The sequence below is a fragment of the Streptomyces sp. NPDC059499 genome, from assembly GCF_042749285.1.
Taxonomy (GTDB): domain Bacteria; phylum Actinomycetota; class Actinomycetes; order Streptomycetales; family Streptomycetaceae; genus Streptomyces.
On the sequence record NZ_JBHYTT010000022.1, the window covers coordinates 1 to 13,066 of the forward strand.

Genomic DNA, 13,066 nt, shown 5'->3' on the forward strand with positions numbered 1-13,066 from the left:
GCTGATGATCGCTGTGCGCGTTACGTTCCCCACCACGCAGCAATGATCGACGATCCAGAGCTCGACGTCTCACCGCTAACCGTGCACGAGCTCGTTACACTCACCAATCCGATCTCATTACCAGAACGCAACGATCGCGACTTTCATCCCGGACCAGCCGGGCAACGCCGCCGCGCGATGGGCCCGATCGGAGAGTGAAAAGGACTGACCGTCCGTCGTGGAGACGAGAGCACGGCGCGAACAGGCTGCCTGCCGGAGCATGTGCCTACAGGTCCGTGCCGAGCACTCGCTCCAGCTCTGCCGCGTGCTCAGCCATGCCCTGTTTCCATTCGTCGCTGTGCTGCTCCGCGATCTCCCGCCACAGCGTCGCTGTCGCGGCGCCGAACGCGGCCAGCGCTTCACGTGCAGCGTTACGCCACGACGGGAAACAGCCGACGAATGCGATGGCCTGCTCGGCTGAGTGGCCTGCGTCCATGAGGCGCAGCGCTAGAGCGCCGGGGTCGATCCACGCGGCTCCCCGGGTGGGCCACGCCCAGTCGACGAGTCGAGCTCGTCCCTGCGTGATCAGGACGTTGTCCGGGGCGAAGTCGGTGTGTAGCAGTGCGTCGCCCGCGAAGTGGCGGAGTGTGCCTGATGGTGCGTAGGGCGCCCACCGGTCAGCGGCGTCTTTGATTTCGATGTTGGCCGGTGCCGTGATCCCTTGCAGCTCGGTCAGGGCCGCTGCGACGAGCGGTAGGTCGGCCGAGCCCGGCAAGTAGTCGGCATGTCTGCCGTCGATTACCTCGTAGCCGAGGAGGCTCCAGCCGTCGGTCTCCAGATGCCAGTAACAGGCGCGGGCAGGACGGTGGCAGGTGCGGTGCCACGGCGTCGGAGCCGTCCTGGATAACCCCGTTCTCAGGGCTGAGCCCTCGCGCCTTCGGGAAGTTGGTGACCGTGCTGCGACGTGAGGTGAGGACGTGGTCCGCAAGGGCCGGCCGTGTGGCTCCCACTGGAGGTCCGAGCCCTGCTGGTTGCCGCGTACTGGCGCACGAACCTGACCATGCGCCAGCTCGCCCCGCTGTTCGGGGTGTCCAAGTCGGCGGCGGACCGGATCAACGACCACCTCGAACCGAAGCTCGCACTTCAGCCCCGTCAGCGTTTCGCCAAGGACACCGATCTCGAGGCGGTCATGCGTGGTACGGGGCCCACGGTTGCCAGCACGATGAGCGACGCGGGGTTGCCGAGGCCGGAGTGCTCCCGGTTTTTGTATCAGCAGGGCCGTTGCCCACTTGACCCAGCCGCCCGCCGGCCTTACTGCTGACCTGGCCCGGCCGGTGGAGGGTCAGTGACCGGCACCATCAAGCTTGACCGCTTTCGTGGCGAAGTAGCCGGAGAGCCAGCCGGCGGTGGCCTGCGAGTGGTGCGGCGCCTCGGCGAAGCCGGTGATGGCGAAGCCCGCCGCGATCTGTCCGCCGAGCTGCTCGGTGAGCGTGTGGCTGTACTCCACCGGCGCGTCGAGGCCCCACAACCGTTGCCGCTCGGCAGGCTCCAGGTGGGTGAGGTCGCTATAGGGCAGGCGGTGGCGCACTATCAGCTCGCCGCGCGTCTCCAGGGACTCGGCGTCGAAGAGGTAGACGTCCGGGTTCAGGAAGCCGGACAGCAGCGTCCCGCCGGGCCGCAGCACGCGGTGGCACTCGTGCCAGACCGGCGCCAGCTCCGGGATGAACAGGTTGGAGACCGGGTGGACGACAAGGTCGAACGAGGCGTCCGGAAACGGGCTCAGGTCGCGCGCGTCGCCGAGCACGGTGCGTAGGTCGAGCCCTTCCCGCACCGCGACCATCTCGTCCTGCACCAGCTGACGGGGCGAGTTGTCGAAGACGGTCACCCGCGCGCCCGCCGCGGCCAGCACCGGAGCCTGCTGCCCGCCGCCGGAGGCGAGGCAGAGCACGTCGCAATCGGCGATCTCCGGCGGGAACCAGGTCGGGTCGACCGGCTCGTGCCCGATCAGGACGATGGACCACTGGCCGGCCCGCGCCTTCGCGATCACCTCGGGGCCGACCGGACGTGACCACTCGTTGCCCTTCTCCACCTCACGGTCCCAGGCGAGGCGGTTGTGCGCGACGGGGTCGACGGGGCTCTGGCTCATACTCCGTACCCTATTTGCTGCACCGCACCAACTGGACACTTCAGGATCCGAACCGAAACAGCCCGGCAGCGCACATAGGAAGGCCTGCGCACGCTACGACATTTACCGCACCCCGGCGCGCACCGCAGGTGCACTGGATCGCTGACCTGTGTTTTTGCGGCAGGGCGCAAAGGCCTCGCTAGTCGTGCTCGCCTCAGCGATGCTCACTCTCAAGCGGCGCACGAGGTGCGCTACGGGGGACTGCTAAGGAGTGTTCATGGGCAAGTTCAAGACGCGTCTGCTCGGCTCGGCCGCCGCCGCGGTGGTGCTCGGCGCGGGGTTGGTCACGTTGACCGCCACGCCGGCCGCCGCGTTGGGCACCTGCACCAGCGCGATTACGATCACCACCTCCAGCGGCGCTGATACGACGGCAATTGTTCCCGGCCTCAGCAGCGGTGTTTCCTGGAACCCGGGCGAGTGCCAACTGGCCAAAGGAAACTCTGGCGCGGGTGTCAAAGCCATGCAGCGTGGACTGAATGCCTGCTACGGGGCCGGCCTCACCGCAGACGGGATCTTCGGGGACAAGACGCGGACCGCGCTGATCGCCGCGCAGAACCGCGTGGGAGTCTCTGCGGACGGGATCTTCGGGCCGAAGACCCGCCAGGCCCTTTACTGGATGGTCTACAACGACGAAGGCCCGCTCAACTGCCGCTACGTCCCTCGCGCGTAGTACCGGGACAGGCACCGTTGGCCCCGTCGAGGACGGGGCCAACGCGACAGAGTGATCACGACCACACATAGGCCCTAGGGCCTGTCTGGCAAAGGATCTTGACGCCCGCGCTGGCTGGGGTCTGCGTCAGGCGGTGGGGCGGGTGCCGGGGGTGTGGCCGAAGGTGCTGCGGAAGACGCTGATGAAGGTGCTGGCGGATGACCAGCCGCAGTGGTGGGCGACGGCAGTGACGGGGGTGTCGTCGGCCAGGAGGATCAGGGCGTGGTGGAGTCTGATCTGGGTGCGCCACTGGGGGTAGGTGAGGCCGAGGCCGTCGCGGAGGCGGCGGGAAAGGGTGCGGGCGCTGGCGCCGATCTGGCGTCCGAGGTCGTCGAGGGAACGGTTGTCGGCCGGGTCGGCGCGCAGGATGTCGTGCAGTTCGCGGAGCAGGGGGTCGGTGGGGGCCGGCAGGTGCAGGGGGCGTTCAGGGGAGAGGGCGAGCTGGTCGAGCATGACGGCGCGCAGGCGGTGGTGGGGCGGGGTGTCGTTGTCGGGGTCGCGGGTGTAGGCGACGATGAGTTCGCGCAAGAGGGGGCTGACGGCGAGGACGGCGGGTTTGTCCAGGCTGAGGGGGTTCTCGGTGGTGGGCAGGCCGACGAGGTGGAGGTCGAGTTCGCCGTGGGCCTGGTGCTGGTGGACGGTGTCGGCGGGGATCCAGAGCGCGCGGGTGGCGGGGGCGATCCAGGATCCGGCGTCGGTGGTCACCGCGATGGTGCCGCGGCTGGCGTAGGCGATCTGGTGGTCGTCGTGGCGGTGCGCGTCGATCTCACCGCCGGAGGCCAGGCGCTGGGTCCGGGTCGGCGCTACGGATTCGTGGCGGATTTTCTGCATCACCTGTCAATCTATCGAAAGCGCGACACGGGGTGGTTCTTCCAGCATAGGAAGGGTGCAAAGAAATACATCGATTGTGCTGCTGGCCGTAGGACATGCCTGCGTCGACATCTACCAGGGCGCCGTCGCGGCGCTGATCCCGTTCTTCGTGGCCGAACGGGACTACACCTACGCGGTCGCCTCTGGCATCGTGCTCGCGGCCTCCTTGCTGTCGTCGGTGGCCCAGCCGCTGTTCGGGCTGCTCACCGACCGGTGGGCGATGCCGTGGCTGCTGCCGGTCAGCACCCTGCTGGGCGGGGTCGGCATCGCGCTCAGCGGTCTGAGCGGCTCCTACGGGCTCACGCTGTTCTTCGTTGCCGTCTCCGGCATCGGCGTGGCCGCCTACCACCCGGAATCCGCCCGCGTCGCCCGGCAGGCCAGCCAGGGCAGTCACAGCGCGATGGGCTGGTTCTCCCTCGGCGGCAACATCGGCTTCGCGCTCGCCCCGCTCATGGTGGCGGCCGCGATCGGACACGGCTCCCTGCACTGGACACCCGTCCTCGTCCTGCCCGCGCTCGCCGGTGCCGCCCTGTGCGTACCTGTCTTGCGGATGCTCGCCCGGAACCAGACCAGCACGGCCAAGACGGTGGTGCCCCGCACCGCGGACGACGTGGCCTCGTTCGTAAAGCTGTCCCTGGCGGTCGTCTTCCGCTCCATCGTCTTCACCGGCCTGAGCACCTTCATCTCCCTTTACGCCCAGCAGCGCATGCGAGGCAGCGCCACCGCAGGCACCACCGCCCTGTTCCTGCTGTTCCTCGGCGGCGCCGTCGGCTCGATCCTGGGCGGATCCCTGGCCGGCCGCTACGACCGCGTCCGCGTCTCGCGCTGGTCCTACCTGCTCTCCCTCGCAGCCGTCACCGGCGTGATCTACACACCCGGGCCGGTCATGTTTCTCTTCGTGGCCCTTACCTCCGCCGGCCTGTACGTCCCCTTCTCCCTCCAGGTCACCCTCGGCCAGGACTACCTGCCCTCCCGCATCGGCACCGCCAGCGGCGTCACTCTCGGCCTCACCGTCAGCATCGGCGGCCTCATCAGCCCCCTGCTGGGACACCTCGCCGACACCACCACCCTCCAGACTGCCCTCACCCCCCTGATCGCCATGCCCGTCCTGAGCTGGCTCCTCTTCCGCACCCTGCCCGAACCCACCGCCCCCGGCACTCGGACAGTCACGCCCGCGCCCGCAACCGCACGACAAGACGCGTAGACCCGCGCTGACCAGTGAGAACGCGTATGTCCCACCGGACGGACGAGGACGTTTCCGAGCATGGATCCTGCCGTCCGCCGGGGCGAACTGACGGAATCGGCGTGGGAGCGGATAGCGCCGCTGCTGCCAAGAGCTGACGGGCGGGGACGGCCGTGGCGGGACCACCGGCAGGTCATCAACGGCGTGCTGTGGCGCCTGCGGACCGGAACGCCCTGGCGGGACGTGCCCGACCGCTACGGCCCTTGGCAGACCGTCTACGAACGTTTCGCCCGCTGGGAGACGGACGGCACCTGGGCGAAGCTGCTCGAACACGTCCAGGTACACCAAGACGCAGCCGGCACGGTGAGCTGGACGATCTCGGTGGACTCCACCATCGCCCGTGCGCACCAGCATGCCTCTGGGGCTCGTGAAAGGAGGACACCAGCAGGGGATGAAGGGGAGGACCCGACACACCCCGTGGGCAACGGCCAGGCACTCGGTCGGTCCCGCGGCGGACTGACCACGAAGATCCACCTCGCCTGTGACGGCCGGGGCCTTCCCCTGACCGTGGTCGTCACACCCGGAAACGTCAACGACTCCACCGTCTTCAACACCATCATGGACACCTTGAGAGTGCCCCGACCAGGCGTCGGACGCCCCCGGTGCCGACCCGACGCGGTCATCGCGGACAAGGCGTACTCGTCCCGCGCCATCCGTCAGGCCCTGCGCAGGCGGGGTATCCGGCCAGTGATCCCGGAACACACAGACCAGAAGGCCAACCGCGTACGGCGTGGACAGGCCGGCGGCAGGCCCCCGACCTTCGACCGTGAGCTCTACAAGAACCGCAACGTGGTCGAACGCTGCTTCGCTCGCCTCAAACAGTTCCGGAGTTGTCTCAGTGACCCCGAACAGTGCTCGTAGGCCGCCATGCCAGGTAGCAAGCTGATAGGGCCGCTTCCAGCAGCGGTTCGATGTCGTTCATGACCTCGGAGACGCAGGTCAAGGCGTCGACGCAGATCTGATGGACGAGGGTTTCGTCCCGCCGGGCATCTTCGCTGGAGGCGACCATCCTGGTGGTCGACGTCTTAGTGGCTTCGTTGTAGGACCAGATGCCGGAGCGGGGGGATGTGTGGTTGAGCGACTGTGGGCGCTGGCGGTGGTAGCCCATGCCGCGGCGCTCGTCCAGTGCACGGAACCGAGGATCCCGTTGCAGCTGCGAGAGGCGAGCAACCAGGTTCCTGATTCCGATGCCCCACGTGAAGTCCCGGGCGCCATCACCTATGCGGTCCGAGCGTCCATGCCCTCGTCGGAGTAGGCGGCCAGGCGTCGCGGCCGCCACGTCGTCCGCGGGCGAGTATCCATTGTACGAGCGGGAACCGGACCCGGCCGGTGCCGGCAGTTGTCCGCCCCCGCCCCGCCATGGGAGTCCAGTGGTCCGGCCGGTCCGGTCGGTCTGCGGCCCGACTGGCGAGCACTAACGGCCCAGCATCGCACCGCCGTTGACGTGCAGGATCTGACCGGTGGTGTACCCGGCGGCGGGTGACGTCAGGTACTGGATCGCGGCCGCGATCTCGCTGGGCTGCCCCGGCTTGCCGGTGAGGGATTGCGCGACCCGGGCCGCGACGAAGTCCGGTGTGGCGCGGTCCCCGAAGAACTCGGTGTTGCCGACGAAGCCCGGGGCCACCGCGTTCACGGTGATGCCCTCGGCGCCGAGCCGCTGGGCGAGTTCGAAGGTGTACGCGTGCAGGGCCGCTTTGGAGCCGCCGTACGAGCCGGGGCCGCGCAGGGCTGCGATCGACGACAGGTGAACGATCCGGCCGCCGGGGCGTACGACGTGCGGCAGCAGCGCTTCGGTGAGCAGCACCGCGGTCAGTACGTTGGCGGCGAAGTTGCGCAGATAGCCGTCGGCGACGCCCTCAAGGGTGCCGTCACCGCCGGAGGCGACGTTGCCCCCGGCGTTGGTGACGACGACGTCCACCGGGCCGTCCGCGGTGATGAACGCGGCTGCTCGGCGGACCTCTTCGGGCCGGGTGAGGTCCGCGGCGTGGAAGTCGGCGCTGCCCTTGCCGTGGTCACTGGTGATCTCGTCGGCAGCGGCGCGCAGGACGTCCTCGCGCCGGCCGAGGAGGATGACCCGGTCCCCGCCGGAGGCGAAGGCGGCCGCGGTCGCTTTGCCGATGCCGGTGCCGCCGCCGGAGACCACGACGCGACGCTGCTGCTCTGCCACGATGTCCACCTTTGATGTCGTCCGCGTATGTGAATGTTAATCAGGTAGTGGACCGAACGCTAGGGAGTGGACCGTCCACTGTCAACAGGGACCACCGCCCCGAGATCACCGCGGTACTCCCCCGGCGCTGAGCTGGCGCCTCCCCTTAGCCAAGTTTGCTCGCCATGGTCTACAAGTTCGGTCCCAACGAGCAGTGTCTGCGACGCTGTCGGGCGGTAGTGCGGTGATCCTGCGCACGGCGGATCAGGTGACGAGCCAGGGCGTACGCCTGCTCTTCGAGTATCAGAATGCCGTCCGGCCGCTCATGGGTTGATGGCAATTCACCAATCGGACAGCGCAGGTCTTGATGTCGCTGTACGCGCAGGGGTACACCGTGGAGGCGGCGCCCCTGATGCGAAATCTGCTGGGGCATGCTTACGCGATGAACTGGTTGGCCGACAGCGGTGAGCCAGCCGTCGCGGAACTCACCGATTACTGGAACGAGCACCGACGGAAGCTCGCCCAGAAGATGAGTGAGACCTGGAACCCTCCAGAGCCGGCTCCCTCGCCTGCGGCAGACCCGATCCCGTTCGTCAACCCCGAGAGCGAGCAGATACACAAGCGGCTGGTCGGCGAGCTCAAGAACTTCGACACCATGGTCAAGGCGTACGGCACCGCCGACATCTATCCGGTCTACCGGCATCAGTCGGCCTACTCGCACACCACGGGCGCGACCGCCGATGCGATTTCGGTGTCGGGCGACTGCCACCACCAACCGACAAGAACCTGCACGGATCACGCTGGGAACCTCGCCCACACGACTGCACGAGCTCCGGCAAGCGCGAGGCCGGCATGCTGCCGAGGTACGGCAGTGACTGGGCCTGGTACTTACGCCAGCCTGGAGGCATGGCTTGGAACTTCAGACTGCATGCGGGCAAGCGCACCCTCACTCCCGCCCGGAACAATCCAAGAGGGGCAGTTGCACTACGGAGCACGGGGGAGCTGCGAGGCAGTTACAGGGTTCACTTCGGGCTGGCGTTGGTGCTCTGCGGGTTCGCTCTGCTGTGTATGGCCTCAACCTGGCTGCCCGGCGAGTACACCGTGCCGAGGTGGCTCGTTACGGGCTTGTTCGCCGTGTTGTTCCCGGTCTTCACGGTCGCGCTCATCCGTGCCCACACCAGCGGAGCCGGTGCCCAGCTGATGGGCCGGGACAACGGCATCCAGTTCATTCGGTATGTCCTGGTGTTGCCAACCGCCCTGAAGATCGCCTACGCGTCGATCATCTGCCTGGCCGCGCTTGGCTTCGCAACGGGTGCAGGGGCGGCCGAGGATGCACGAGCAGACGCGTCGGGCTACTACTACACCTACTGGGACAAGACCGCGCGCCCTCAGCACAGCGCCAGGGTGAGGCTCACCGAGCCCGAGTACTATGAGGCGCTGAAAAGCCAACTCCGCATCTTCAGCGCCGGCCCAGCCATGTTCTACGCGTTCAGCAGCTTCCTCGTCCTCATCTCCGCATCAGCAGCCGCCGCCCACACCCGATCCACTCCAGACCACTCGACCGATCCGGAAAGCACCCCAGGCCGCACTGAAGGGGGACACGCCCTTACCGGTTCCCTGCATACCGCAGGGGTGTTCTCAACCGGTTGCTTTTGCCCCGCTGGAACGGGCGGAGACGTGCAGTTCCCCTGCGGCAGTTGGGGCTTCCCCACCAAAACGTTCAAGCCCGACGCACTCTCAGCGCGTCGGGCTCTCTGCAATGGCGGTCAGTCCCACCAGCCGTCGCCGGCTTGCCGGCGCTGGACCCACTCCAGGAATCCGAAGGCTTCCGGCCCGGGATATTGGTAGGCGCCCACGTCGCTGACCAGCCAGATCTTGCCCCGTTGTGGCCCATTGACGACGAGTACCCAGTACGAGAGTTCATCGTCGGTGCCAAGCACGACGGAACCGTTGCCGTAGACGTCGGTGACGCGTTCATTGTGGTCGGCGGCGAGAGGCTCGCCTTCCCAGGCCCAGGTCTCCTGGAGCGGGAACGGCGCGGCGGGCTTCCGTTCAGCCTGGTAGGGTCGGCCCGGCGTGAGCCGGCCCAGAGGCCGCAGGCCACCGTCCTCCGGCGGCCCGAGCGAGGACCCGTTGGCGATCTCCGCGACCAAGCTCCGGTACGGCTCCGGGAGCACAGCCCTGTTTTCGGCTTCCCACGCCGAGACCGCCTCGTATGCAGGCCAGGCCGATCTCGTTGAACCGGTGGATCACGTCCCGGACGGTGTCCTCGTCTGCCTGCACCAGCTGGGCGATCACCGGGACACGGTTCCCGCCGGCCGAGGCCAGCAGCATCATCGCGCGCCGGTAGCGCACCGAACTCGCGCTGCCCCAGCGCACGATCCTTTGCAGCCGCTGTCCCTCCTGATCGGTCAGTCTGCGCACACGGACAGGCTCGGCCACCGCACCTCCAGCGGTCGGATTGGACGTCACCGCACATCCAACCGTCACCACCGCCAGCCCGGCGAACGTTCCCCGTCAGAGGCCTACTTGTCGCGTATGGCTTCGATCTCGGCGGACAGCGCGGCCACGTCGCGTATGCGAGAAGTAATCGTCGCTGATTGCCGGAAGAAGTCGTCGTGCTTCGGCACAGCCGCGAAGCCGCGGTGCGCCTTGCGACGCGTCAAGCCAAACGTTCGCACTCGCAGTCCGCAACCCGAGCGCCCTGCTCACCGCTCTGATCACCACTGATGCGGGACCTATGCACCCGCTGTACTGCGGGCCGGCCGACCACGCCGGCTGCCACCGCATGCAAGTGACGGCAGTGCCACGGCTCACCCCCGCTGCCCTGCACCCGGTTTCGTCCTCTGTAGGGCAGCGCGCCGACCGTGCGCGAGGCAGGCGCTCCAACCGCCGGTGGTGCCGTGGAGCAGCTCGCGCAGAATGTCCAGGTGGCCGTTGTGGCGCGCGGCCTCCTCGGTGAGGCGGAACGTTGAGCGCGACAGATCATCCAGCACGAGTCCCCCACGTCCTTCGCGTCGGCCTTGTACTCACGTGGGGCAATGCGGCAACCCACGTGAGGCAGTACGTCGACCCGCCTAAGCTGGACACTGCCTGCCTCGCGCCGGTCAGGGACGTGCGCGACCGGGGCTTCGGGGAACGGCTCGGACGGACGGTGAGGAGGACAGGGGCGGGCCAGGGCGCCGCGCCTCTTAGGACGTATGACGCAATGGCGTGCGTTGAGTGATGCCGAGGTTGTCGAACTTGCGGCACGGTTGCGGTCGTTGGACTGCACGTGGGAGCTGGGGGCTACGCCGAGCTCCAGACGGTCCACACAGTTCACCCGTCAGGCGCTGATGATCCGTCCTCGTTGGGACTTGCTCGTCACCGGGTTCGAGAGGGCCGGCCGTGCCACGTCCCGCCGCAAGCGAGTACAGGACGAGGAGATGGTCGAGCGCGTGCGGCTGCGTCTGACCGACTACGCGGCTGAATGGGCCCCGCCCCTGGATGCGTTCGCGAGGATGGCCGCCGCGCTGCACACGTCGCTGGGCGCGCCGACGGACCGCAGGCCGGGCACCGATGCTGCGCTTCACTGGGCCGGTTCCGACACCACCCTGGTCCTTGAGCACGCGGGAGACTCGGTGTACCTGGAGTTGGTGACCAACAAGCGGTTGTCCCTGGACGAGGAGCTTCTGCGGATGGATGAGGAGGGGCTGCTGTGACGGGGTGGGACGGGTTCGGGGAAGCGCTCGCCGAGCAGCTGACCTTGCTGGGCGCCGGATCGGTACTGATCATCCGCGAGGGCGGGGGGACAGGCCGGTACGCGCAGTTCCTGCAGAGTAGCGAAGGGGTGGAGGCCGAACTGGTCGGTGATCACGGCCTCGACCCGGCGCTGCGTGCGGGAGAGGCGGGCTGCCGGCTGATCGTAGAGGCGGGCTGGAAACCGCCCCAGGACACCGTCTACGGCCACAACTGGTGGACCGAGCTGCCCTGGCCGTCAGCTTCGGACGCCTACCGCAATCTGGCGGGGATGACGGTGACCGGCCTGCGCGACGGTCTGCGGATCACCGGCCCGCAGGCCCTGGTGTACGAAGCGTGGGACGGGCGTAGGGGCAATCGCTCCCTGGTCCTGCCTTTGCTTGGCCTCAGCCCGGAGAGCTGACGAAGGGCGGCGAGCAGCGGCATGTCCGCACAGGACGCGCGCGAACAGCGGCTGGCGCGGCTTGCCGCACAGGTCGACTGGTCGAAGGTGGCTGATCCGTACACCGGCGAGCGGTACGGCCCCGAGGTGCTGGCAGGGCTCTGGGCGAGGGACCGCATCACGGCCGAAGGAACCTGTACGAATCTGCACTACGCGGCCATCGGCGACGGCAGTTCGGTGAGGGCGGCGGCCGCCGAGATGCTGCCGTTCCTCGTCGAGGCGGCCCGGGATCCGGACGTGATGGTGCGCTTCGAGATCCTGCAGACGATCGCAGACATCGCCGACACGGGCAACACAGCCCCCACCGCGAAGGTCGCCCCGATCCTCGAAGGCAAGTGGCGACCCACCGTCGACCCGTCGTGGCCGGCCGCCTGGGAGCGAGCCGCCGAAGGGCTGCTGCCCCTGCTCGACGACGGCGACGACATCATCCGGGCCGGCGCGGTCGGCGCACTCGCCCAGTCCGCCGCCCACGCGAACTCCCTGATCACCCGCTTCCGGACGCTCTTCGACAACGAGCCGGAACTCTGGCTGGCGGGGCGCCTCGTGCTGGGCGTCGGCGATCTCGCCCGCCACGCCACCCAGCGACGCGAGGAAGCACTCGCATGGCTGCGGCACCGCATGACCGTCGGGGGGAAGGAGGAGGAACCCGACATCGACCAGGACATCGACGCCTGGATCGCGTGGGACGAGGAAATCCGCCACGACGTCCGGCTCCAAGCCGTAGAGGCCCTGTGCCGTGCCCTGCCCGACCACACCGATCCCCTCTACGCTTCCGTCACCATCGACGCACTGCTCGCCCCCTCGACCGCAACGGCCTACCCGCCCAGGGAGTACGTGTCCCCGCGGGTGGACGTCATCACCGAAGCCGACCAGCGGCTCGGGGCCGACCTGCCCGGACGGCTCGCCCTCGCGCACGCACTGCTGGGCCACGACGGCACCACAGAGCGCGCGGGTGGCCTCAGGATCGCTGCCGGCCTGATGTCCCACCGGCGCTCCGCCGTACCCGCGCTCCTGCCGGCTGTGGCCGCGCTCGTGAACGACACACATCTGGAGAACCGGCTGTTCGCTCTGCGGGTTCTGGCCATGTACGGGGCCGCCGCGCACCCTTGGGCCGACCTCGTCGCCACGCATCTCACCCCGGCCGGCGAACCTGACGAGCTCACACGGGAGCACGCCCTCTGGGCGCTGAGCCGGATGGGTGACGACCGCTGCGTGCCGTTGCTGATCGAACTGCTCACCGCGCACGGGGATTTCACCTCCGGCCACGCCGGTTCGATGGACCGCAGTTGGAACGTCAGCGACCTCAGCTTCACCGAGGCGCTCGCCCCCTTCGCCACACACACCGACGTCCTCCTCGACCCACTGCTGGCCCACATCAAGACGACGGCGAACCGATGGCATCCGTACTTCTCGATCGTGCGCCAGTGGCACCAGGACGGTGCCCATGTCATCCCACGACTGGTCGAACTCCTCGATGATGACGAGACGTTGATGGTCGCCGCGCACGCCCTGCTCCAGTTGGACGGGGGTGCCGTCGCCGCCGCCCACCGCGAACGGCTGCGCGAACGACTCAGCCCTCCGAACGGCCGGCGCGACAGCGACCTCGCCTGCATCAGCCCCTTCGAGTACCACACCCTCACCGGGGACGACGCCAGTCCGGCGGCATAGCGAGATGGCTGAGGAAGTCCCCCTCCGAATCGCCCAGGAACCGCTTCATCGTGGACGCGGAGGGATGCGTGGATACGGGTGGGGCG

General features: G+C 68.3%; 13 protein-coding genes and 4 pseudogenes. 10 read left to right on the forward strand and 7 right to left on the reverse strand.

Annotated elements, in window-relative coordinates:
- A partial coding sequence (locus tag ACFW9O_RS33520) for a hypothetical protein (RefSeq protein ID WP_384614612.1) occupies positions 1 to 198 on the forward strand: 198 nt, incomplete at its 5' end.
- Between the two features lie 67 nt (positions 199 to 265).
- Here ACFW9O_RS33520 and ACFW9O_RS33525 read toward each other — a convergent pair.
- Entirely contained in the window at positions 266 to 754 is a 489-nt protein-coding gene (locus ACFW9O_RS33525; protein WP_384614613.1) for a hypothetical protein, read from the reverse strand.
- Positions 755 to 882: 128 nt separating this feature from the next.
- Between ACFW9O_RS33525 and ACFW9O_RS33530 the strand changes: the two are divergent.
- A pseudogene (locus ACFW9O_RS33530) lies at positions 883 to 1,159 on the forward strand (transposase family protein); the annotation flags it as partial.
- A gap of 162 nt (positions 1,160 to 1,321) precedes the next feature.
- Here ACFW9O_RS33530 and ACFW9O_RS33535 read toward each other — a convergent pair.
- Positions 1,322 to 2,125: a class I SAM-dependent methyltransferase gene (locus ACFW9O_RS33535; RefSeq protein ID WP_384614615.1), complete on the reverse strand. Its 804-nt coding sequence runs from the start codon at positions 2,123 to 2,125 to the stop codon at positions 1,322 to 1,324.
- A 256-nt stretch (positions 2,126 to 2,381) separates the two neighbouring features.
- Between ACFW9O_RS33535 and ACFW9O_RS33540 the strand changes: the two genes are divergently transcribed.
- Positions 2,382 to 2,834, forward strand: a complete 453-nt coding sequence (locus ACFW9O_RS33540; RefSeq protein WP_384614617.1) for a peptidoglycan-binding protein — start codon at positions 2,382 to 2,384, stop codon at positions 2,832 to 2,834.
- Positions 2,835 to 2,960: 126 nt separating this feature from the next.
- Here the strand turns inward: ACFW9O_RS33540 and ACFW9O_RS33545 are convergent, their stop codons facing one another.
- On the reverse strand, positions 2,961 to 3,704 hold the full coding sequence (locus ACFW9O_RS33545) for an AraC family transcriptional regulator (RefSeq protein ID WP_384614619.1): 744 nt from the start codon (positions 3,702 to 3,704) through the stop codon (positions 2,961 to 2,963).
- 55 nt (positions 3,705 to 3,759) lie between these two features.
- Here ACFW9O_RS33545 and ACFW9O_RS33550 point away from each other — a divergent pair, with 55 nt between their 5' ends.
- Entirely contained in the window at positions 3,760 to 4,947 is a 1,188-nt protein-coding gene (locus ACFW9O_RS33550; protein WP_384614620.1) for an MFS transporter, read from the forward strand.
- A gap of 60 nt (positions 4,948 to 5,007) precedes the next feature.
- Positions 5,008 to 5,847 carry an IS5 family transposase gene (locus tag ACFW9O_RS33555; protein WP_384614622.1) on the forward strand — a complete coding sequence of 280 codons (840 nt, stop codon included), beginning with the start codon at positions 5,008 to 5,010 and terminating at the stop codon, positions 5,845 to 5,847.
- Between the two features lie 553 nt (positions 5,848 to 6,400).
- Here the strand turns inward: ACFW9O_RS33555 and ACFW9O_RS33560 are convergent.
- Positions 6,401 to 7,153: an SDR family NAD(P)-dependent oxidoreductase gene (locus ACFW9O_RS33560; RefSeq protein ID WP_384614624.1), complete on the reverse strand. Its 753-nt coding sequence runs from the start codon at positions 7,151 to 7,153 to the stop codon at positions 6,401 to 6,403.
- 337 nt (positions 7,154 to 7,490) lie between these two features.
- Here ACFW9O_RS33560 and ACFW9O_RS33565 point away from each other — a divergent pair.
- Together ACFW9O_RS33565 and ACFW9O_RS33570 are read left to right on the forward strand one after the other, a co-directional pair.
- Positions 7,491 to 7,859: pseudogene (locus tag ACFW9O_RS33565) on the forward strand (DUF5677 domain-containing protein); the annotation flags it as partial.
- Between the two features lie 341 nt (positions 7,860 to 8,200).
- Entirely contained in the window at positions 8,201 to 8,980 is a 780-nt protein-coding gene (locus ACFW9O_RS33570) for a hypothetical protein (protein WP_384614626.1), read from the forward strand.
- Here the strand turns inward: ACFW9O_RS33570 and ACFW9O_RS33575 are convergent.
- The 3 genes and pseudogenes from ACFW9O_RS33575 to ACFW9O_RS33585 form a co-directional block, all read right to left on the reverse strand.
- The gene (locus tag ACFW9O_RS33575) at positions 8,899 to 9,309 is read right to left on the reverse strand and encodes an SMI1/KNR4 family protein (protein ID WP_384614798.1); all 411 of its coding nucleotides are present in this window, start codon (positions 9,307 to 9,309) and stop codon (positions 8,899 to 8,901) included. The two genes, ACFW9O_RS33570 and ACFW9O_RS33575, sit on opposite strands and share 82 nt — an antisense overlap.
- 37 nt (positions 9,310 to 9,346) lie before the next feature.
- A pseudogene (locus ACFW9O_RS33580) lies at positions 9,347 to 9,574 on the reverse strand (helix-turn-helix domain-containing protein); the annotation flags it as partial.
- Between the two features lie 449 nt (positions 9,575 to 10,023).
- Positions 10,024 to 10,140, reverse strand: a pseudogene (locus ACFW9O_RS33585) (DUF664 domain-containing protein); the annotation flags it as partial.
- A 192-nt stretch (positions 10,141 to 10,332) separates the two neighbouring features.
- Between ACFW9O_RS33585 and ACFW9O_RS33590 the strand changes: the two are divergent.
- The 3 genes from ACFW9O_RS33590 to ACFW9O_RS33600 are packed head-to-tail and all read left to right on the forward strand — an operon-like array spanning position 10,333 to position 12,980.
- Positions 10,333 to 10,833 (forward strand): DUF6301 family protein, encoded by a 501-nt coding sequence (locus tag ACFW9O_RS33590; RefSeq protein ID WP_383185119.1) that lies wholly within the window; start codon positions 10,333 to 10,335, stop codon positions 10,831 to 10,833.
- Positions 10,830 to 11,273 (forward strand): hypothetical protein, encoded by a 444-nt coding sequence (locus ACFW9O_RS33595; RefSeq protein WP_384614628.1) that lies wholly within the window; start codon positions 10,830 to 10,832, stop codon positions 11,271 to 11,273. Before ACFW9O_RS33590 ends, ACFW9O_RS33595 begins: the two co-directional genes overlap by 4 nt.
- Positions 11,274 to 11,294: 21 nt before the next feature.
- Entirely contained in the window at positions 11,295 to 12,980 is a 1,686-nt protein-coding gene (locus ACFW9O_RS33600; RefSeq protein ID WP_384614630.1) for a hypothetical protein, read from the forward strand.
- Positions 12,981 to 13,066 lie beyond the last annotated feature (86 nt).

Bases quoted from the DNA above. Each gene is read 5' to 3' on its own strand.
- ACFW9O_RS33540 (WP_384614617.1), top strand. From the start codon at position 2,382: ATGGGCAAGTTCAAGACGCGTCTGCTCGGCTCGGCCGCCGCCGCGGTG.
- ACFW9O_RS33570 (WP_384614626.1), top strand. From the start codon at position 8,201: ATGGCCTCAACCTGGCTGCCCGGCGAGTACACCGTGCCGAGGTGGCTC.
- ACFW9O_RS33600 (WP_384614630.1), top strand. From the start codon at position 11,295: ATGTCCGCACAGGACGCGCGCGAACAGCGGCTGGCGCGGCTTGCCGCA.
- ACFW9O_RS33545 (WP_384614619.1), bottom strand. From the start codon at position 3,704: ATGCAGAAAATCCGCCACGAATCCGTAGCGCCGACCCGGACCCAGCGC.
- ACFW9O_RS33555 (WP_384614622.1), top strand. From the start codon at position 5,008: ATGGATCCTGCCGTCCGCCGGGGCGAACTGACGGAATCGGCGTGGGAG.
- ACFW9O_RS33590 (WP_383185119.1), top strand. From the start codon at position 10,333: ATGACGCAATGGCGTGCGTTGAGTGATGCCGAGGTTGTCGAACTTGCG.
- ACFW9O_RS33535 (WP_384614615.1), bottom strand. From the start codon at position 2,125: ATGAGCCAGAGCCCCGTCGACCCCGTCGCGCACAACCGCCTCGCCTGG.